This window comes from Ruegeria sp. YTSC002 (genome assembly GCF_059609845.1).
The window spans coordinates 176159-195139 of sequence record NZ_JBXWML010000007.1 but is presented as its reverse complement, the minus strand read 5'-3'; the positions used below and the strand labels follow the sequence as shown (position 1 = coordinate 195139).

At 62.0% G+C, this 18981-nt stretch carries 15 protein-coding genes; 3 read left to right on the top strand and 12 right to left on the bottom strand.

All coding sequences use genetic code 11. From position 1 onward, the window contains the following. The 5 genes from mutL to AC2FFD_RS14945 all read right to left on the bottom strand — a co-directional run bounded on the left by mutL (position 1) and on the right by AC2FFD_RS14945 (position 6022). Entirely contained in the window at positions 1-1863 is a 1863-nt protein-coding gene (gene mutL, locus AC2FFD_RS14965; RefSeq protein WP_496873471.1) for a DNA mismatch repair endonuclease MutL, read from the bottom strand. Positions 1864-2126: 263 nt separating this feature from the next. Then, the gene (locus AC2FFD_RS14960) at positions 2127-3056 is read right to left on the bottom strand and encodes a metal ABC transporter permease (RefSeq protein ID WP_496873470.1); all 930 of its coding nucleotides are present in this window, start codon (positions 3054-3056) and stop codon (positions 2127-2129) included. Further along, a complete protein-coding gene (locus AC2FFD_RS14955) occupies positions 3053-4258 on the bottom strand; it encodes a metal ABC transporter permease (protein WP_496873469.1) in 1206 nt (401 codons plus the stop codon). Before AC2FFD_RS14955 ends, AC2FFD_RS14960 begins: the two co-directional genes overlap by 4 nt. Before the next feature lie 3 nt (positions 4259-4261). Then, a complete protein-coding gene (locus tag AC2FFD_RS14950) occupies positions 4262-5065 on the bottom strand; it encodes a metal ABC transporter ATP-binding protein (RefSeq protein ID WP_496873468.1) in 804 nt (267 codons plus the stop codon). A 3-nt stretch (positions 5066-5068) separates the two neighbouring features. Next, entirely contained in the window at positions 5069-6022 is a 954-nt protein-coding gene (locus AC2FFD_RS14945) for a metal ABC transporter solute-binding protein, Zn/Mn family (protein WP_171117221.1), read from the bottom strand. 201 nt (positions 6023-6223) lie between these two features. Between AC2FFD_RS14945 and deoC the strand changes: the two genes are divergently transcribed. Genes deoC through AC2FFD_RS14930 form a run of 3 tightly spaced genes read left to right on the top strand, consistent with a single transcriptional unit; the run spans position 6224 to position 10401 of the window. Further along, the gene (gene deoC / locus AC2FFD_RS14940; protein ID WP_496873467.1) at positions 6224-7222 is read left to right on the top strand and encodes a deoxyribose-phosphate aldolase; all 999 of its coding nucleotides are present in this window, start codon (positions 6224-6226) and stop codon (positions 7220-7222) included. 11 nt (positions 7223-7233) lie between these two features. After that, positions 7234-9567: an aldehyde dehydrogenase family protein gene (locus tag AC2FFD_RS14935; protein WP_496873466.1), complete on the top strand. Its 2334-nt coding sequence runs from the start codon at positions 7234-7236 to the stop codon at positions 9565-9567. Positions 9568-9591: 24 nt separating this feature from the next. Beyond that, positions 9592-10401 (top strand): SDR family oxidoreductase, encoded by an 810-nt coding sequence (locus tag AC2FFD_RS14930; RefSeq protein ID WP_496873465.1) that lies wholly within the window; start codon positions 9592-9594, stop codon positions 10399-10401. A gap of 22 nt (positions 10402-10423) precedes the next feature. Here AC2FFD_RS14930 and AC2FFD_RS14925 read toward each other — a convergent pair whose 3' ends face one another. From AC2FFD_RS14925 to AC2FFD_RS14895, 7 genes are all read right to left on the bottom strand, one after another. Continuing rightward, positions 10424-11734, bottom strand: coding sequence for a M16 family metallopeptidase (locus AC2FFD_RS14925; RefSeq protein WP_171726087.1), 1311 nt, complete (start codon positions 11732-11734; stop codon positions 10424-10426). Beyond that, positions 11731-13071: a M16 family metallopeptidase gene (locus AC2FFD_RS14920; protein ID WP_170346674.1), complete on the bottom strand. Its 1341-nt coding sequence runs from the start codon at positions 13069-13071 to the stop codon at positions 11731-11733. Before AC2FFD_RS14920 ends, AC2FFD_RS14925 begins: the two co-directional genes overlap by 4 nt. A gap of 81 nt (positions 13072-13152) precedes the next feature. Next, on the bottom strand, positions 13153-13668 hold the full coding sequence (locus tag AC2FFD_RS14915; protein WP_170346675.1) for a DUF3035 domain-containing protein: 516 nt from the start codon (positions 13666-13668) through the stop codon (positions 13153-13155). 50 nt (positions 13669-13718) lie between these two features. Continuing rightward, positions 13719-14195 (bottom strand): signal peptidase II, encoded by a 477-nt coding sequence (gene lspA, locus AC2FFD_RS14910; RefSeq protein ID WP_170346676.1) that lies wholly within the window; start codon positions 14193-14195, stop codon positions 13719-13721. Further along, complete coding sequence (gene purH, locus AC2FFD_RS14905; RefSeq protein WP_257599489.1) at positions 14195-15784, bottom strand: bifunctional phosphoribosylaminoimidazolecarboxamide formyltransferase/IMP cyclohydrolase; 1590 nt, start codon at positions 15782-15784, stop codon at positions 14195-14197. Before purH ends, lspA begins: the two co-directional genes overlap by 1 nt. 22 nt (positions 15785-15806) lie before the next feature. Beyond that, the gene (locus AC2FFD_RS14900; protein WP_496873464.1) at positions 15807-17546 is read right to left on the bottom strand and encodes a heparinase II/III family protein; all 1740 of its coding nucleotides are present in this window, start codon (positions 17544-17546) and stop codon (positions 15807-15809) included. 90 nt (positions 17547-17636) lie between these two features. Continuing rightward, positions 17637-18896 (bottom strand): RsmB/NOP family class I SAM-dependent RNA methyltransferase, encoded by a 1260-nt coding sequence (locus AC2FFD_RS14895; protein ID WP_496873463.1) that lies wholly within the window; start codon positions 18894-18896, stop codon positions 17637-17639. Positions 18897-18981: the final 85 nt, after the last annotated feature.

Here is an 18981-nt window from a genome sequence, read left to right as displayed (position 1 = left end):
TCAACTGCGTCCGAACAGGCGTTCGATATCGCTGAGCTTAAGTTCCACATAGGTTGGTCGCCCATGGTTGCACTGGCCGGAATGCGGCGTCGCCTCCATCTCGCGCAGCAGGGCATTCATCTCTTCGGCCCGCATCCGACGGCCGGATCGGATCGACCCATGACAGGCCACCCGGCTGAGGATCGCTTCGATCCTTGACTGAACCATCTGGCTTTCGCCCTGATCAGCAAGTTCATCCAGGATATCGAGGATCATCGCGCGCGCATCGACTTCGCTCAGAATGGCGGGGGTTTCGCGTACGGCAATGGCGCTTCCGCCGAAAGGTTCGATGGTCAGGCCAAGGCGCGTCAAGTCATCTGTGACGGCCATCAGGCGGGCGCAATCCCCTTCCGACAATTCCACGATTTCCGGAATCAGCAGGGCCTGCGCCGCGACGCCATTCTCGGCCATCTGCGTTTTCAGCTTTTCATAAACCAGCCGTTCATGTGCAGCATGCTGATCTACGATCACCATGCCATCGGCGGTCTGGGCTATGATGTAATTCTCGTGCACCTGCCCGCGAGCAGCACCAAGCGGCAGATCCTGCGCCTGAGGCTCGTGCACCTCGGCGACCTGTGCAACCGGGGTCGGCTCGACGAAGCTGCCGCTGTAGTCATTGGCCAGTTCCGCAAATCCCGGTGCCTGTGCGCGATACGCCGCCGTGCGCGCGGCAGAGGACGGGCGATCCATCTGATAAACCCGCGCCGGAGCAGGCTGTGCGGGTTCCGGTCGCATTGCGCCCAGCGTCGCATTGGCAACGGTCGAGGACGCCCTGTGCCCGGCCTCGGCCAAAGCATGGCGCAGGCTGGACACGATCAGCCCCCGCGCGACACCGGGATCCCGGAACCGAACCTCGGATTTCGCAGGGTGGACGTTCACGTCAACCAGCGTGGGGTCGCAGTCGATGAACAGAGCTGCCGCCGGGTGGCGATCCCGGCTCAGGAAGTCGAAATAGGCCGCCCGCAGCGCGCCAGTCAGCATCTTGTCGCGCACAGGACGTCCGTTGACGAAAAGGTACTGTGCCACCGCAGCGCCCCGGGAATAGGTCGGCAGGGCAGCATAGCCATAGAGTCGGATGCCCTCACGCGTGGCATCAATCTGCAAGGAGTTTTCCGCAAATTCGCGCCCGATCACGCGGGCCAGTCGGGCGTGGAGCGCATCAAACAGATCCCCGTTTTCGCGATCCGCGCGAAAGGTCACGCGACCCTCGCCGCCACCGGACACATCGCGCAGGGTGAAGGTCACGGAAGGTTCGGCCATGGCCAGCCGTTTCACTATGTCGGTGATCGCCTGCGCCTCGGCCCGGTCCGTGCGCATGAATTTCAGGCGGGCTGGCGTGGCGTAGAACAGATCGCGCAGTTCGACCACAGTCCCCGCGCGCAGGGCGGCGGGTTTGACCGCATCCATCTTGCCACCCGCGACGTGCACCTGCGCCGCATCCGCACCGGGAACGCGGCTGGTTATGGTCAGACGCCCAACGGCGCCCAAGGATGGCAGCGCCTCACCCCTGAACCCGAAAGTGTGGATGTTCAGCAGGTCCGAACCGTCAATCTTTGACGTGGCATGGCGGGACAAGGCCAGCGGCAGATCTTCCGCCGCGATACCGCAGCCATCATCCGTGACCCGGATCAGGGTCTTGCCGCCATCTGCGACATCGATTGCGATCCGCGTGGCCCCGGCATCGATTGCATTCTCGACCAGTTCCTTGACCGCCGAGGCCGGTCGTTCCACCACCTCACCAGCCGCGATGCGGTTGATTGCGGCATCGTCGAGCTGCTTAATCACGGGGCGTTTTTCGCCGATATTGGGGTTTACCTGCGCCATACCCCTATACCTAGCATAGCCGCGCACGATTCTGCCACCGGTTTGAACCGCACTTTTTGGAAGAGAGGGGGCGCCCGGGTGTCCGCGAACGAGAATTCATTCCGGATCACCCGGACGTGCCAAGTGAGTGGTGTGTTTCAGCTAATCAATGGGGCAGGATGTATCATGCACGTGTCGGAAAATCTGCTTAAGATTCTCCCGCTTAGTTTCTTGGCAGAGATTGGCCGATGACGTGCGGGCAAGTGTGGCGGGAAAATGCCTGATCAGCCCGATGTGCGTACGCCGATCCTGGCCCGGCAGGGTCCGAACATCGCTGCCGCAGCGAGAATCAAGCCTGACATCGTGGCGATCATGCCCGCCGCGCTGACGGCATCCGCGCCGCCCAGCCACAGCGGGCCATAACCTGCCAGCACATAACCCGACACTGCCGCGGCTATGGCGAACACAACGCTCCATGCAATCTGCGCTTCCAGTCGGTTGGTCAACATCCGCGCCGCGGCGGGCGGGCAGATGAACATGGCGATCACGATGATCGAGCCCACCGCGTCAAAAGCCGCCACCGCCGCAATTGCCGCGGTGATGACCAGTGCCATGCCCAGAACGCCGGTGCGAATGCCAACGGTCCGGGCAAAGCCCTCGTCGAAGGTAGAGATCTTCAGCGGCCGCCAGAACAGCCATGTAAACAAAGACACACCGACCAGTGTCAGCGCAATGCGAGGTAATTCCGGGGGCAATCCGGACAGCGCCTCTGTGTCCAGCAAGGACGACCATCCGGTGGCGTCCAGCCAGATCAGGCTTTCGAGATTGCCGTAAAGCGCATGTTCCACATCCAGATGCACCGTCGACGTATCCGTCTGCTCAAGCAGCAGGACGCCCACAGCGAACATGGTGGTAAAAACCACGCCCATGGCGGCCCCGGGTTCGATCTGACCCAATCGGCGAATGGCTTCGATCAGCACCACGGCCACAACGGCAGCGCCTGCCGCGCCCAGCATCATCGGCCAGGTCGATATCGTCCCTGTGATCAGAAACGCCACGACGATTCCCGGCAGCACCACATGGCTGATCGCGTCTCCGATCAATGCCTGTTTGCGCAACACCAGAAAATTGCCGGGCAACGCGCAGGCAATGGCCGCGAATGTACCGATCAACAACGGCGTCAGAGACAGGGGGACAAATTCTTCACCACTCATACCGGCACCCCCATTGGCCCGCCGATGCGGCGGTCTATCTCGGCGATCTGATCGCGGGTCAGGACGGTTTCGATATCCCGCAACCCATCATATAGCGCGGCTGTTGCCTCATGCGCCTGATCTGCGCGCACGATTTCCCAGCGCTTTTCATCCCGCAGCGCCTTGGCCGCACGGGCTTTGCCAATGTCGGTCGCAACGCCGTCCGCGCGTACCAGCCCAGCGCGGCGCAGCAAGCGCAGGGTCAGGGGTTCGTAGATCTTTTGACCCTGCGCCAAGGCCAAAAGACCCTGACGAATATGCACCCGACGTTGAAAGCGCAGATGGCGCAGCACCGCCGCCAAAACGCCACGTATCGGCGCCAGAAACAAAGACACGACAAAGAAGGCAAAGCTGACCAGAACGATAATCGGCCCCGTCGGAAGGTTTGGCGCCGAGGCCGAAATGGCCGCGCCAATGTACCCCGCCAACCCGCCGGCCAATCCCGCAAGCAGAACGACATGGTCCGAGCGCTCGGACCAGAACCGCGCGGTCACGGCAGGAATGATCAGCAAAGCCACGATCAGAATCAAACCCACGATTTTCAGGCCAACCACAGTCACGGCCATGACCAGCCCCATCATGGCCAGATCGATCTTGTGCACAGGCAACCCGCGGGCTGCGGCATATTCAGGATCGAAGGCCACAAGAATCATCGGGCGACGAATGATCAGCACCATCAGCAGCGTCGCAGCGCCACCGATCGCAATGATCATCGCATCAGCCCAGAGCATCCCGGCCGTGGACCCAAGCAGGAAGCCTTCCAGCCCGGCCTGACGGCCTACGCCCATCGTCTGTATGACCGTCAGCAAAACGATGCCAAAGCCGAAGAAGACCGACAGGACCGCTCCGATGGCGGCATCTTCGGCCAAACGCGTGTGACGCGTCAGCCAGTTCATGCAGAGAAGGCCGATCCAGGCCGAGATGGCCGATCCCGCCAACAGGCCCAGCAGGTTGCGCCCGTCCCCTCCGAGTGCGACCAATACCATGAAAGCCAGACAGACGCCTGGCAGGGTTGCGTGGCTGATTGCATCACTGACCAAAGCGCGTTTGCGCAGGAACAGAAACGTCCCCGTCACACCGGCTGAAACACCCAGCAAGGTTGCACCGATGGCAACCAGCGTGGCGTTGTAACCAAGTTGCAGGGTCAGAGCATCCCAAAGCATGCGTTACCCCAGCGCGCGCGATATCTGATCGATCTGCGCGGTTGCCAGTCGACCGCCATATGCTGATTGCAATTTTTCCGCCGTGAAGGCCTCGGCCACTGGCCCCTCGGCCACCTTGCGGGTGTTGATCAGGAAAACATGGTCGAAATAATCGGTCACGGTCGCAAGGTCGTGATGCACCACGACGACCGTCTTGCCCGCCTCTTTCAGGGATTTCAGCACCGAGATGATGGCTTTCTCGGTGGCGGCATCCACGCCTGCGAAAGGTTCATCCAGAAGGTACAGATCAGCGCCCTGAGCCAGCGCGCGCGCCAGAAAGACACGTTGCTGCTGCCCGCCGGACAGCTGCCCGATCTGGCGATTCGCGAAATCCCGCATTCCCACGCGGTGCAAACAATCCATCGCGCACGCCTTGTGGCGGGCACGCACACGGCCCAGCAAGCCAAGTTCGCGCGACAGGCCCATCAGAACCACGTCGATGACGCGTGTTGGAAAATCCCAATCCACGCTGGCGCGCTGAGGTACATAGGCAATGCGTGCGCGCTGCGTGTCCAATGGCTGGCCAAACACGGTCACCTGACCTGACAGGGGGGAAACGATACCAAGCGCCGCCTTGAGCAATGTGGATTTTCCGGCCCCGTTCGGTCCGATGATCGCGGTCATCGCCCCGGGCTGTACGGTCATGTCGACTGAAAACACCGCAGGTTTCTGCCCGTAAGAGACCGTAAGGCCGCGCAGGGCAAGGGGGCTGTCGACCAACCCCCCGTCACCAACGGTCATACCTTCATTGCTGACCAGACCCAGCATCGATCAAAACCCCGCCGACAGTTTTCCGTCCATTCCACGATCCGGCACATCACCACCCAAAGCACTGGCAATGACCGTAATGTTATGATCCAGCATACCAACATAAGTGCCTTCATAGGTTCCTTCTTCACCCATGGCATCCGAGAACAGTTCGCCTCCCACGTGCACTTCATGTCCCTTGGCAGCCGCGCCCTCGATCAGCGCGCGGATTGACCGATCCGAGACCGAGCTTTCGACGAAAACAGCCGTGATCTTGCGGTCAACCAGCAGATCGACCAATTCGCCTATCCGGTTCAGGCCCGCCTCGGACTGGGTCGAGATGCCCTGAATTCCCAGAACCTCGAACCCGAAGCTTTCACCAAAATACCCAAAGGCATCATGGGCGGTGACAAGAACCTTGTTGTTGTCCGGAACGGACGCCAGAGCTTTGTCTGCATAGTCTGTCAGACGATCGATATCCGCCAGGTGTGCCTGCGCATTCGCTGCAAAAACCTCGGCCGCTTCAGGACGTACCTCGGTGAGGGCTGCCTGCACTTCAAGCACCACGTCCCGCCACAACTCGGGCGTCATCCAAACATGCGGGTCATATTTGTCGGCATAATCATCATGCGCGCGCAGCTTCGACTTGTCGATACCTTCGGCAACTGCAACCACGGTCCGCTTGCGTTCAAGGTCATGGAAGAAATCCTCCATCTGCGCTTCGAGGTACAGGCCATGCCACAGGATCAGATCCGCACGGGTCATCGCCACGATATCGCTGCGGGTCTGGCGATAGGCATGCGGGTCGACGCCCGGCCCCATCAGCCCCCTGACGTCAACATGATCTCCACCGACCTGACGTGCCGCGTCGGCAATCATGCCCGTCGTGGCCACCACCTTGAGGGGTGCATCGGCCCAGGCCGTGACTGGCAGGGATACCGCCAGCGCCAATACTGCAAGAAAATTCCGGCGAATCATCTTCGACCTCAGCTTTTGCTTCCTGTGTGAGCTGAATATGAGAACCATTCGCAAGTAAGTCAACGCTAATGCGAATTATTCGCAAGAAAGTCGTCGCATTTTGTCCATTTGGTCAAAAATTATCCAAACATTGCATGCCTGCATCTTCCATTCCCCGGTCTCCCGTGCGATTTTGTCGCAAACCTCCCAAAGGACGTGACAATGGATACGCAGAGCTCAGAAAGCCCCGTGCGCACCGCGCATCTGCCGCAAGTGACCGAAGCCCGGAATCCCGGCATGGATCTGGATCTGGACTGGGTGCGCGCCGTTCAGGCCAATACCTCGGCTATCGAGCGCCGCGCCGCGACCCTGCCGGGCCGCCGGTCGGTCAAAAAGGAATATCAGGCAGCCTGGCTGCTGAAGGTAATCACCATGATCGACCTGACCACCCTGTCGGGCGATGACACCGAAGGCCGCGTGCGCCGCCTGTGCGCCAAGGCCCGCCAGCCGGTGTCGCCCGCCCTGCTGAAGGCGCTGGACATGCCGCCGATCACCACCGGGGCGGTCTGTGTCTATCACGACATGATCGAAACGGCGGTGGAGGCGCTGAAAGGCACCGGGATTCCGGTCGCGGCCGTATCCACCGGCTTTCCGGCGGGCCTGTCGCCCTTTCACCTGCGCGTGGCCGAGATCGAGGAAAGCGTCAAGGCCGGGGCCGAGGAGATCGACATCGTGATCTCGCGCCGCCATGTGCTGACGGGCGACTGGCAGGCGCTGTATGACGAGATGAAGGCGTTCCGCGCAGCCTGCGGCGAGGCGCATGTAAAGGCCATCCTGGCCACCGGCGAGTTGGGCAGCCTACGCAACGTGGCGCGCGCCTCGCTGGTCTGCATGATGGCGGGGGCCGATTTCATCAAGACCTCGACCGGCAAGGAAAGCATCAACGCCACCCTGCCGGTGTCGCTGGTGATGATCCGCGCCATCCGCGACTATTACGAGCACACCGGCCATCGCGTGGGCTACAAGCCCGCGGGCGGGATTTCCAAGGCCAAGGACGCGCTGGTCTACCTGTCGCTGATCAAGGACGAGCTTGGCGACCGCTGGCTGCAACCCGACCTGTTCCGCTTTGGCGCCTCGTCGCTGCTGGGCGATATCGAGCGGCAGTTGGAGCATTTCGTCACCGGGGCATACTCGGCCGGCTACCGGCACCCGATGGGCTGAGGACAGGAACAATGACAGTCAAAGAGATTTTCGAGACCATGGAATACGGACCCGCCCCGGAAAGTGCCGCCGAGGCCCTGGCATGGCTGGTCGATCAGGGCGACACGTTCGGCCATTTCATCGACGGGGCCTTCACCAAGCCGGGCAAGGGGTTTGAAAGCCGCAACCCGGCCACGGGCGAGGTTCTGGCCAAGCTGACCCAGGCCACGCAGGCCGATGTGGACGCCGCCGTTGCCGCCGCCCGCAAGGCGCAACCTAAGTGGGAAAAACTGGGTGGCGCTGGCCGCGCCCGTTACCTTTATGCCATCGCGCGGCTGATCCAGAAACACGCCCGCCTGTTCGCGGTGCTGGAAACGCTGGACAACGGCAAGCCGATCCGGGAATCGCGCGACATCGACATTCCGCTGGTGCAGCGGCATTTCTACTATCACGCGGGCATGGCCCAGCTGATGGAAACCGAGCTGCCCGACGCTGAGGCGCTGGGGGTTTGCGGCCAGATCATCCCGTGGAACTTCCCCTTGCTGATGCTGGCGTGGAAGATCGCGCCTGCACTGGCCATGGGCAACACGGTGGTTCTGAAGCCCGCCGAATACACCTCGCTGACGGCGCTGCTGTTTGCCGATATCTGCATGCAGGCCGGGCTGCCCAAGGGCGTGGTCAACATCGTCACCGGCGACGGCGCGGTGGGCGAGATGATCGTGAACGCCGACGTGGACAAGATCGCATTCACCGGTTCGACCGAAGTGGGCCGCCGCATCCGCGAGGCCACCGCCGGGTCGGGCAAGGCCCTGACGCTCGAGCTGGGCGGCAAGTCGCCCTATATCGTCTTTGACGACGCCGATATCGACAGCGCCATCGAGGGGCTGGTCGATGCGATCTGGTTCAACCAGGGTCAGGTCTGCTGTGCGGGCTCGCGCCTGCTGGTGCAGGAAGGCATCGCCGAGCGGTTCTACGATAAGCTGCGCGCGCGGATGGACAAGCTGCGGGTCGGCAACCCGCTGGACAAATGCATCGACGTGGGCGCCGTGGTGGACCCGGTGCAGTTGCAGACCATAAAAGGCATGGTCGAAAGCAACACCGCTGGTCACGTTCACCAAGCCGCGTGTGGTTTACCTGCCAACGGCTGCTACTATCCGCCGACTTTGATCTCGGGCCTGGAGACCTCGGACCCTCTGATGCAGGAGGAGATCTTTGGCCCGGTTCTGGTCTCGTCCACCTTCCGCACCCCGGCCGAGGCGGTCGAGCTGGCCAACAACACCCGCTACGGGCTGGCCGCGACGGTCTGGACCGAGAACGTGAACCTTGCGCTGGACATCGCGCCCAAGCTGGTCGCGGGCGTGGTCTGGGTAAACGCCACCAACCTGTTCGACGCCGCCGCCGGGTTTGGCGGTGTACGCGAAAGCGGCTTTGGCCGGGAAGGAGGCTGGGAAGGGCTGAGCGCCTATACCAAGCCCAAAGGCAAGGCAAAACCGCTGGCGAAGGTCGAAGCAGTCACTGGCGAAGGTGCGCCGGTAGATCCGATTGACCGTACGGCCAAGATGTATGTCGGCGGCAAGCAGGCGCGGCCTGACAGCGGCTATTCCCGCGCGGTCTGGGGCAAGGCGGGGCTGCTGGGCCACGTGGGCCTTGCCAACCGCAAGGACGTGCGCAACGCGGTCGAGGCCGCGGCGGGGGCCAAGGGCTGGTCAAAGACCACCGGCCATCTGCGGGCGCAGATCCTGTACTATATCGGCGAGAACCTCTCGGCCCGCGCGGATGAATTCGCCGGGCGCATCGACGCGATGACCGGCCGCAAGGATGGCGCGAAAGAGGTCGACGCCGCGATCCGGCGCCTGTTCACCGCCGCCGCCTGGGCCGACAAGTATGACGGCCAGGTGCATGGCGTTCCGATCCGGGGCGTGGCGATTGCGATGAAGGAACCGGTGGGCGTGATCGGCGTGCTGTGCGCCGACGAGGCGCCGCTGCTGGGTCTGGTCTCGGCCATGGCGCCGGCGATCGCCATGGGCAACCGGGTGGTTCTGGTGGCGTCCGAGCCCTATCCGCTGGCGGCCACCGATTTCTATCAGGTGCTGGACACCTCGGACGTGCCCGCCGGCGTGGTCAACATCCTGACCGGCAGCCATGCAGAACTGGCGAAACCGCTGGCCTCACACCTGAATGTGGATGCGGTCTGGTCGTTCTCGTCCACCGACCTGTCGAAGGAGATCGAGGTCGTCTCGGCCGGGAACCTGAAACGGACATGGGTCAATAACGCGACGGCATTTGATTGGGGCATGGACCATTCCCGCCGCTTCCTTCAGGCTTCGACCGAAGTGAAAAACATCTGGGTGCCCTACGGCGAGTAGGGCTCCCCGCCAAGGGAGGCCTACATGGATTTTTCAGGAAAAACCGTCATCGTCATCGGCGGAACCAGCGGTATCAACCGCGGTATTGCCGAGGCTTTCGCGGCGGCAGGTGCCAAACTGGCCGTGGCCAGCCGGTCGCAGGACAAGGTGGATGACACCGTCGCCGCGCTGAAAGCCGCAGGTGCCCAGGATGCGATCGGGGCAGCGTTCGATGTGCGTGACCCTGATGCGGTGGCGGCTGGCCTCAAGCAGTTCCACGACGCATTTGGTGATTTCGATGTGCTGATCTCGGGTGCGGCGGGCAATTTTCCGGCGCTGATGGCGGAAATGTCGGTCAACGCCTTCCGCACCGTGGTCGAGATCGACCTGATGGGCACCGTGCATGTGATGAAAGGGGCCTATCCCTATCTGAAACGCCCCGGCGGCAACATCATCAACATCTCGGCCCCGCAATCCTATCTGCCCTACGAGGGCCAGGCCCATGTCTGTGCCGCCAAGGCCGGGGTCGACCAGATCACCCGCACCCTGTCGATGGAATGGGGCGTGGAAGGCATCCGGGTGAACTCGGTGGTGCCGGGTTTCATCGAAGGCACGGAAGGCGCCAAGCGCCTTGCCCCCACACCCGATGCCGGCGAGGCCTTGCGCCGCGACGTGCCGCTGGGCCGTTGGGGTCAGCCGCAGGACGTGGCCAACGCTTGCCTGTTTCTGGCCTCGGACATGGCCAGCTATATCAGCGGTACGGTTCTGGCTGTGGACGGGGCGCTGTATCAGCGTGGCTCAGGCAAGTTCGGCCAGATGATGGGAGACATGCTGCGCAGCATGAAAAAGGGGTAAGCCGCAGCTTACCCCCACAGGTTCAGTTCGTTGTTTCCAGTCCAACCGGCTTGCCAACGACGACAAAGTGCAAACCGTCCGGGTCAAGCAGTTCGGCAGCAACGCGGTTTACGTCTTCCAATGTCACCGCGTTCACCTTGTCATTCCGGGTGGCGATATAGTCGATCGGCAGGCCTTCCATCTGCATCCCAACCATGATCCCGGCAATCTGTCCGTTGCCGTCAAACCGCAGCGGATAGGCGCCGGTCAGATAGGTCTTGGCGTCGTCAAGTTCCTCTTGCGTCACGCCTTCAGTGGCCGCGCGCGCCCATTCATCGCGAATTACGTCGATGGCTTCGGCGATACGGTCATTGGCAGAGGACACGGACCCAAGATAGACCGAGGCCAGATCCTTGGGCACCAGATAAGTCCCGACCCCATAGGTCAGGCCGCGCTTTTCGCGCACCTCCTGCATCAGCCGGCTTTCAAACCCGCCGCCGCCAAGAATGTGGTTCAGAACGAAGGCCGCAAAGAAATCCGGGTCATCCCGATCAATCCCGGCCTGACCGAACAAAGCCACGGACTGAGGCGTGTCGAATTCGACAACACTGACGCCACCGGGAATGTTCACCTCGGCCTTGCCGGGGATGGGCTTGCCGGTGTCCGGCAAGTCGCCGAGCAGTGTATCAAGCAGGATCCCCAGTTCCTCTGCCGTTATATCGCCAACGGCCCCCACGTACAGGCGATCCTTGGCAAAGACGCCTTCATAAGCCGCGACCACGTCGTCACGGGTCAGGGCTGAGACGCTTTCGATGGTGCCTTTCCCTTCGGATCCATAGGGGTGATCCCCGTAGGCCATCTGCGCAAAGGTGAGGCTTGCGATTTCGTTCGGGTCAGTCTGGTCCGAGCGCAGGCCCGACAGAATCTGGGCGCGCACCCGATCAACCGCATCCTGATCAAAACGCGGCTCGTGGATCGTCGTGCGCAGCAAATCGACCACTTCATCCCGGTTCTCGGACAGAAAACGCGTGGAAATCGAAACTGCATCGTCGCCGGCATTGTATCGGAACGAAGCGGCCAGAGCCTCGAGTTCACGCGCATAGGCCCGCGCATCCATATCGCCCGCGCCTTCTTCGATCAGCCCGCTCATCAGGTTGACCGCGCCGCGTTTGTCAGGGTCGTCCAGCGACGTGCCGCCACGGAACCGCAGTTCCAGCGCGGTGAATGGGATGGAATGGTCCTCGACCAGCCAGGCTTTGATGCCACCGGGCGAGGTCACTTCTTCGATCTCGATCTCGGCCAAAGCCGGCAGGGCGACCAGGCAGGCAACCAGCGTTGCAATAAACCGTTTCATTGCGTCACCTCGTCATCGCGCATCAGCCAGCCGGTAACAGACGCCTCGGGTTGCAGAACTTCGCGGGCTGCGGCGATGATCTCATCACCGGTCACGGCCTGAAGGATCTCGGGCCAGGCCTGCACATCTTCGACCGTCAGACCGCTGGTCAGGGCCCGGCCATAGCGGTTGCCGATGCCGTCCACATTGTCGCGCGCATAGGTCTGGGCGGCGCGTAGCTGCATCTTGATGCGCTCAAGGTCGTCTTCGTTCACACCTTCGGCGATGAAGTCGGCCACGGCCTGGTCCATGGCGTCTTCGGCTTCTTGCAGGGAAACACCCTCGGCCGGAACGACGATCAGATCGAAGGTCGTGTCATCCAGCGAAACACCACGATAGAACGCCCCGGCATAGACGACCTTCTGCTGATCAAACTGCAACTTTTCGTTCAGATAAGAGGTGGTGCTTCCACCCAGCAATTCAGCCAGCAGAAACAGAGCCGCCGCTTTTTCCTGTTCGCCCGGATCGCGTTCCGGGGCCAGATAGCTGCGCTGAACGTAAGGCTGGGCGACGCGCGGGTCCTTGAAGGTCAGGCGACGCTCGGCCGTTTGCGGCGGCTCTTGTGACCGCACCCGCTCGGGCAGGTCCGGATTGGCGGGAATCACACCGTAATACTGATCGGCAAGCGCGCGGACTTCGTCGGGATCAACGTCACCCGTGACCACCAGAATGGCGTTGTTGGGTGAATAATGGGTCTGGTAGAACGACAGCGCGTCCTCCATGTCCAGATCTTCCATCTCGTGCATCCAACCGATGATCGGAACGCCGTAGCGGTGGTTCAGATACTGAGCCGCACTCATCTGTTCGCCGAACAGGGCGCGCGGGTTGTTTTCGGTACGTTGGTTGCGTTCCTCAAGAATCACGTCCCGTTCGGTCAGAATATCCTCTTCGCTCAGCCGAAGGTTTCGCATCCGGTCGGATTCCATCCGCATCATCAACTCTAGCCTGTCGGCCGCGACACGCTGAAAATATGCGGTGTAGTCATACGAGGTAAAGGCGTTGTCGTTGCCGCCATTGGCTGCGACGGTGGCCGAAAACTCACCCGGGGCCAGCGTGTCGGTGCCTTTGAACAGAAGGTGTTCCAGAAAATGCGCCACACCCGAGGATCCGATCGGCTCATCTGCGGATCCGGCACGGTACCAGACCATGTGTTGTACGACCGGTGCGCGGTGGTCTTCGACCACGACGACATCCATTCCGTTGTCCAATGTGAATGTGGTGACCGCTTCTTTCCCGTCCTCGGCAAAAACCGGGGTGGCAGCGATCAGGGCAGCCGACAAGGCCAGGGCCCGAACCATGGGGCATCCTCCGTTTCGTTTCTGGTATTCAAACTACGGTGACGCGGCCCGGGTTCAAGCCCGATGACGGAAAGTTAAGAATTATTCACCCGGCGGCGAAGAAGGGGTTTCGATCCCGGCCCGACGGGCAGCTTCTGTTTCCGCGAACGGATCGATCGATTGTTTTTCGTAAACCTGACCATAGCGGTCGACCGGGAACAGGCGCAGACCGGTCCAACGCCCCCGCCGTTTGCGGAACGCGGCGTCATCAGCCTCGACCACCTGCCGCGCATCGGGGGAAACACCATAGCGGCTGGAGGCCGTGACAAGCGCTGCATCCGAGGATGGCACAGCCGTATTCGGGTTCAGCGCAGCAGCATTTCCGCCCAGCGCAGCCACCGCATCGGCATTTGGGTTCGGATCCGTCAGATTCGCGCCACCCGGCGTGGGTGCAGGCAAGAACGCATAGTCCTGAGGTTGGGTCAGCGGCTTGACCGGCAGCACGGAAAACTCATCCGGCCCCGGACCCGGAGGCTCCAGATCCCGAAGACCCGGATTCGAACACGCCGCAACCGCAGCGGCAACAGTCAAAACAAATAGGGCGCGCGGCATCCGCATTGGTGTCTCCAGCCTGTTTCAGGCGCTTTTATCGCATATCATTCCGCGCGTCACGAGGCCTTTTTGCCGTCAAACAGCACCAGCCCGATGGCTCCTGCAAATATGAAGACATCTGCGAGGTTGAAAACAAACGGATTGTTGATGCCGCAACAGGACATGTTCAGGAAATCCAGAACAAAGCCGTAAAGAACCCGATCCACCACATTCGCCAGCGCACCGCCAATCAGCAGGCCGCCACAAAACAGCATCAGCCTTGAATGGGCTGCACGGCTGAGCCAGACAAGCACGCCAACACAGATCGCCACGGAAACGCCGATCAGAATCCAGCGCGCGGCCTCCGAGTTTCCTTGGAAAAGGCCGAAATTGATGCCCCGGTTCTCGCCGTATTTGAACACCAGCAGCGGCGGCACAACATCGATGCCGCCGGGCTGATCGGCCACGCGCATGACGTGAACGACCAGGTATTTGCTGATCTGGTCGATCGCAAAGGCGGCCAGCGCCGCCCAGAGAAGCAGGCGTGACCGCATCAGTGGCGGAAATGGCGCATGCCGGTAAAGACCATGGCAAGGCCCGCCTCATCCGCGGCGGCGATGACTTCATCGTCACGCATGGACCCACCCGGTTGGATCACACAGGTTGCGCCCGCCTCGGCCGCTTCCATCAGGCCGTCAGGGAAGGGGAAAAACGCGTCCGACGCAACGGCCGAGCCGATGGTCAGCGGTTGGGCCAAGCCCAGCACGTCAGCCATACGTTCGGCTTTCTTGGCGGCAATCAGGGCCGAGTCCACACGGCTCATCTGGCCCGCGCCGACGCCTACGGTGGCGCCGTCTTTGACATAGACGATGGCGTTGGACTTGACGTGCTTGGCCACTTTCCAGGCAAACAAAAGGTCACGCATCTGTTCGTCGGTCGGGGCCTTCTTGGTCACAACTTTCAGATCATCCATGCCGACAAAGCCGTTATCCTTGTCCTGCACCAGCAACCCGCCGGCCACCTGACGCACGGTTTTCCCACCGGCGGTCACATCCGGCAGCGCTTCGGTCGTCAGCAGGCGCAGGTTTTTCTTGGCGGCAAAGATTGCCTTGGCCTCATCCGATGCGCCCGGAGCGATCACGACTTCGGTGAAAATCCCGGTGATCTCCTGCGCGGTCTCGGCGTCCAGAGGCTGATTCAACGCCACGATACCGCCGAAGGCAGAGGTGCGGTCGCAGTCGAAGGCAGCCTTGTAGGCCTCAAGCAGGGTTGCACCCCTGGCCACGCCACAGGGGTTGGCATGTTTGATGATGGCGCAGGCGGCGCCCTGCTGGGGGTCAAACTCGGCCACCAGCTCAAAGGCCGCATCGGTGTCGTTGATGTTGTTGTAACTCAGTTCCTTGCCCTGATGCTGCACGGCGGTCGCAACGCCCGGACGGTTTGTGCCGTCGGTGTAGAACGCCGCCTGCTGATGGCTGTTCTCGCCATAGCGCAGGGTCTGTTTCAATTCACCGGCAAAGGCGCGACGTTTCGGGGCTTCAAGCTCCAGCGCGTCGGCCATCCAGTTGGACACAGCCGTGTCATAGGCCGCGGTACGCGCATACGCCTTTTGCGCAAGCCACTGACGGAAACCATAGGAAGTCTTGCCGTAGTTTTCTTCCAGTTGATCCAGCAGCGAGGAATAGTCCTCGACATCCACAACCACATTCACGAAGGCATGGTTTTTGGAGGCCGCGCGGATCATTGCCGGACCGCCGATATCGATGTTCTCGATGCATTCGTCATAACCCGCGCCTTTGGCCACGGTTGCCTCGAACGGATAGAGGTTCACAACCAGCAGATCGATCGCACCGATGCCGTGTTCTTCCATCGCAGCAACATGGGTGTCGTTGTCCCGCAGCGCCAGCAGGCCACCATGCACCATCGGGTGCAGGGTCTTGACCCGACCATCCATCATCTCGGGGAAGCCGGTGATCTCGCTGACATCCTTCACCGCAAGCCCTGCATCACGCAACGCCCTGGCCGTGCCGCCGGTCGACAGCAGTTCGATCCCGCGCTCGGCCAGCGCCTTGCCCAGCTCGATCAGCCCGGTTTTGTCGGATACGGAAAGCAACGCGCGGCGCACGGGGTGAAGATCGGTCATGGGTCCAAAGGTCCTTTTGGCGTCAGTCTAAATCGGGCTCGTCCCGGTGCGTATCGCGCACGGCATAGGCTGTGTCCTGTGCCTTGCTCAGAGTCCACCGGGTGCGCGTCGCATACTCCATTGCGCGCCCGGATAGAACGATCTGTTTTGTCGCGCGTGGCTTTAAACGCCCTTTTTCAAGGTAAACGCTTGGCTCGACGGACAATTTTCCAACGCCATCATGGCGGAAAACCCAGATTTCACCGCTTTTGAGCGCCATCGACACCGCCGCCCCGCCCAAATCCAGCGCCGCATCGACATCCGGATGCAGGTGAAACCGGATGTCATAGCCGATGCCCCTGAGGCCCGAAGCATCCATCGCCTTGTCAAACTGTCGCTTCGCCTTGTCGGTCGCGGTCAGCAGAATATCCTCAACGGTCAGTTCCCGACCGTCAAATCGCAATTCGAATGTACGCGCATGGGTCAGGCCAAAGACCTTTGCGTATCCATCATGCCCGGCCATGAAGCGGATGCCCTCGAACGCATCCTCGAAATCAACGGGCACCTCTTGCGGTGCGTCAACCAGCGCCTGAGCTTCACGCCCCGGCACCGGGCTGGCCAGCCGGGCGCTTGAGAACCCATCCAGGCAAAGCGTCGAGTGCGACGGCGTCGCCCGTCCGGCGCGGCGCCATTCCAGTCCGAAACTGGCCCCCGACCCGCAGTTCACGATCAGCGGCCGCCGCCCCGAGGTCAACTCGAACGCCAGAGTAGAGGCATGCGCATTGTACGAGGCCGCTCCGGAAGGCGGCACACTGGCATCCACGATCACCGTGGTGCGTGCGGCTGCCAGCCGGGCATAGCCCATCGGCAATTCGGTTGCCGCCTTATGTTTGACGCCGCTTTGCGCAAGAGCCTGTTCCAGACGTCCCTCGACACCGCGCCCGCCACCATGGAACCGTGCCAAGGCCCCGTCCGCGTGGCGCAGGCTGCGCAGGGTCGGCGCGATCCGTTTGATCGCATTGGCCTGAGCGGCAGGCGTGCCGCGCCCAAGATCGCTCAGCGCCGCCGATGTCCAGCTGAGCAATGTGAAGACCTCGAGCAGTTCTTCCGGATTGCGTGTTGGAATGCCGCCTTGCGCGTCGACCTGACGGTCACATTCTCCGGCCAGGGCGCGCAGGGCCGGGTCGGCCATGTGCTCCAGCCCCTCCAGCGCCAGCCCGGCCTGTACCAGCCCAGCCAGCGCCTCGAACCGGGGCAGACCCGGGGTCGCGGCCTGCCAGCGTTTGGACAGAAACCATGTCTGTTGAGCAAGCGAGCGGAAAAACAGTTTGCTTTGTTTTTCATCCGCCCCTCGCAGCAGAAAAAGCGCGTGGTTGATCCAGCGCATCACCCGTCGTCCGGTCAGATCAGGCACCCAGCCGGGCCCTTGCCCGCGCCCGTGCGCCTCGATCCATCCCCAGACCCAGCGCTGCGCCTTTTCCCGCGCACGCATGTCTCCGACCGCAGCCAGATCATCCAGCCACGCAAAGCCGTGACGTTCTTCGTCAAATCCGGCACTGGGGGCGGTGACGTCCCAAAGCCCTGTATCTTCGGCCTCGACCAGATAGCCTGCGAACAACAGGTTTCCGGCAACCAGTTGCCGCCCACGTGCAAACGAACCCACCGAGCGCGGATCCGGTTGCGCAACAAACCCTGTGACCGCCTTCTGCCGCTGGCTCAGGCGCGCATAGAAACGGTTCTGAAACCGCATCCACCGGCTGGTCATGGTGTCTGATTTCGACATGACGCGTGTTACTCTGCCCCTTGCGCTCTGCTGGCGCTTGAGACCCAACGATAGACCGCGCCGATCGTCAAGTCATCGAAAAGCGTGCGTTCAGACGGATTTGGTCAGGCACGCGATATAGAACCCATCCATACCGCCCCGATCCGGCCAATAATCAGGGCGCAATCGCATGCCGCCTTCTTCAGTGATCCAATCCGTTTCAACACCGGGTACGTTCAGCGCGTCGCGATCCGCGCTCATGTCCGAATACATGTCCAGCGCCTCTTCAACCTGAACTTCGCCCTCGTCCGGCAGCAGGGAACACGTGCAATAGACCAGACGCCCACCGGGTTTGAGCAAGCCCCACGCGTGGGCCAACATGCGCGACTGGAGTTCAATCAGACCGCCGAATTCCGAACCGTCCTTGGCAAACGGCAAGTCAGGATGCCTGCGGATCGTACCTGTGGCCGAGCACGGCGCGTCCAGCAGGATCGCGTCGTACTGGCCCTCGTGTTCCAGCGCATCGCCAACAACGACCTTCGCCTTCAGGCCGGTCCTTGCAAGGTTTTCGCGCACCCGTTCCATCCGTGATTCCGACACATCCAGTGCCGTGACATCAGCCCCTGCGGCCGCAAGTTGCATCGTTTTTCCACCTGGGGCCGCGCAGAGATCCAGCACTTTTTCGCCCGCCTTCGGGGCCAGAACGCGAACCGGCAAAGCCGCAGCGGCGTCCTGCACCCACCAGTCTCCGGCCTTGTACCCCGGCAGGGTCGAGACCTGACTCGCGTCCTTTATACGCACCGACCCGGTCGGAAGGATCTCGCCTGAGGGGCCTTTCGCCCCTGGTTTCAAGGTAAGGTCCAGTGGTGCGCCCGCGAAATGTGCCTGCTCCATTCCGGTAACAGCATCCGTGCCCCACGCCGCGATCAGAGGTTCACGCAACCACTCCGGCAAACGCGGAACGCGCATCTTTGGCCACGCCTCGGGGCCTTCTGCCGCAACCTTGCGCAGAACGGCGTTCACCAACCCCTTGAGGCGACCATGCTTGCGCGAACGGCTGACGATCTCGACCATGGAATTGACGACGCCATGCGCGGCTTCGCCATTACAAAGCTCGACCGCCCCCAGTCTCAGTGCGTTGTGGACCGTCAACGCAGGTGTGCGGTTCAGGTGATTGTCCAACAGGCGGTCGGCCCGTTCCAGCCCACGCAGCGTTTCCAAAGCAAGGCGCTGAGCGCGTGCGCGGTCCTCGGGCTCCAACCGATCCACGGCGCCCGCCGCCAGACACTCGGCCAGCAGGCGACCTTCGCCCAGAACCTGATCCAGAAGATAGATTGCGCTGCGCCGTGCTGCTGTTGCGCTGTTAGACATGGTACCGCCTTCATGTGACCTGCGCCCGCATTGCCAATGGCGGACGCGGGCGTATATCAAGGCTGTGCACGGAAAGGAACCCGAT

Excerpts from the sequence above, each read along its gene's own strand:
- mutL (WP_496873471.1), bottom strand. The coding sequence starts at position 1,863 with ATGGCGCAGGTAAACCCCAATATCGGCGAAAAACGCCCCGTGATTAAG.
- AC2FFD_RS14960 (WP_496873470.1), bottom strand. The coding sequence starts at position 3,056 with ATGAGTGGTGAAGAATTTGTCCCCCTGTCTCTGACGCCGTTGTTGATC.
- AC2FFD_RS14955 (WP_496873469.1), bottom strand. The coding sequence starts at position 4,258 with ATGCTTTGGGATGCTCTGACCCTGCAACTTGGTTACAACGCCACGCTG.
- AC2FFD_RS14950 (WP_496873468.1), bottom strand. The coding sequence starts at position 5,065 with ATGCTGGGTCTGGTCAGCAATGAAGGTATGACCGTTGGTGACGGGGGG.
- AC2FFD_RS14945 (WP_171117221.1), bottom strand. The coding sequence starts at position 6,022 with ATGATTCGCCGGAATTTTCTTGCAGTATTGGCGCTGGCGGTATCCCTG.
- deoC (WP_496873467.1), top strand. The coding sequence starts at position 6,224 with ATGGATACGCAGAGCTCAGAAAGCCCCGTGCGCACCGCGCATCTGCCG.
- AC2FFD_RS14935 (WP_496873466.1), top strand. The coding sequence starts at position 7,234 with ATGACAGTCAAAGAGATTTTCGAGACCATGGAATACGGACCCGCCCCG.
- AC2FFD_RS14930 (WP_496873465.1), top strand. The coding sequence starts at position 9,592 with ATGGATTTTTCAGGAAAAACCGTCATCGTCATCGGCGGAACCAGCGGT.
- AC2FFD_RS14925 (WP_171726087.1), bottom strand. The coding sequence starts at position 11,734 with ATGAAACGGTTTATTGCAACGCTGGTTGCCTGCCTGGTCGCCCTGCCG.
- AC2FFD_RS14920 (WP_170346674.1), bottom strand. The coding sequence starts at position 13,071 with ATGGTTCGGGCCCTGGCCTTGTCGGCTGCCCTGATCGCTGCCACCCCG.
- AC2FFD_RS14915 (WP_170346675.1), bottom strand. The coding sequence starts at position 13,668 with ATGCGGATGCCGCGCGCCCTATTTGTTTTGACTGTTGCCGCTGCGGTT.
- lspA (WP_170346676.1), bottom strand. The coding sequence starts at position 14,195 with ATGCGGTCACGCCTGCTTCTCTGGGCGGCGCTGGCCGCCTTTGCGATC.
- purH (WP_257599489.1), bottom strand. The coding sequence starts at position 15,784 with ATGACCGATCTTCACCCCGTGCGCCGCGCGTTGCTTTCCGTATCCGAC.
- AC2FFD_RS14900 (WP_496873464.1), bottom strand. The coding sequence starts at position 17,546 with ATGTCGAAATCAGACACCATGACCAGCCGGTGGATGCGGTTTCAGAAC.
- AC2FFD_RS14895 (WP_496873463.1), bottom strand. The coding sequence starts at position 18,896 with ATGTCTAACAGCGCAACAGCAGCACGGCGCAGCGCAATCTATCTTCTG.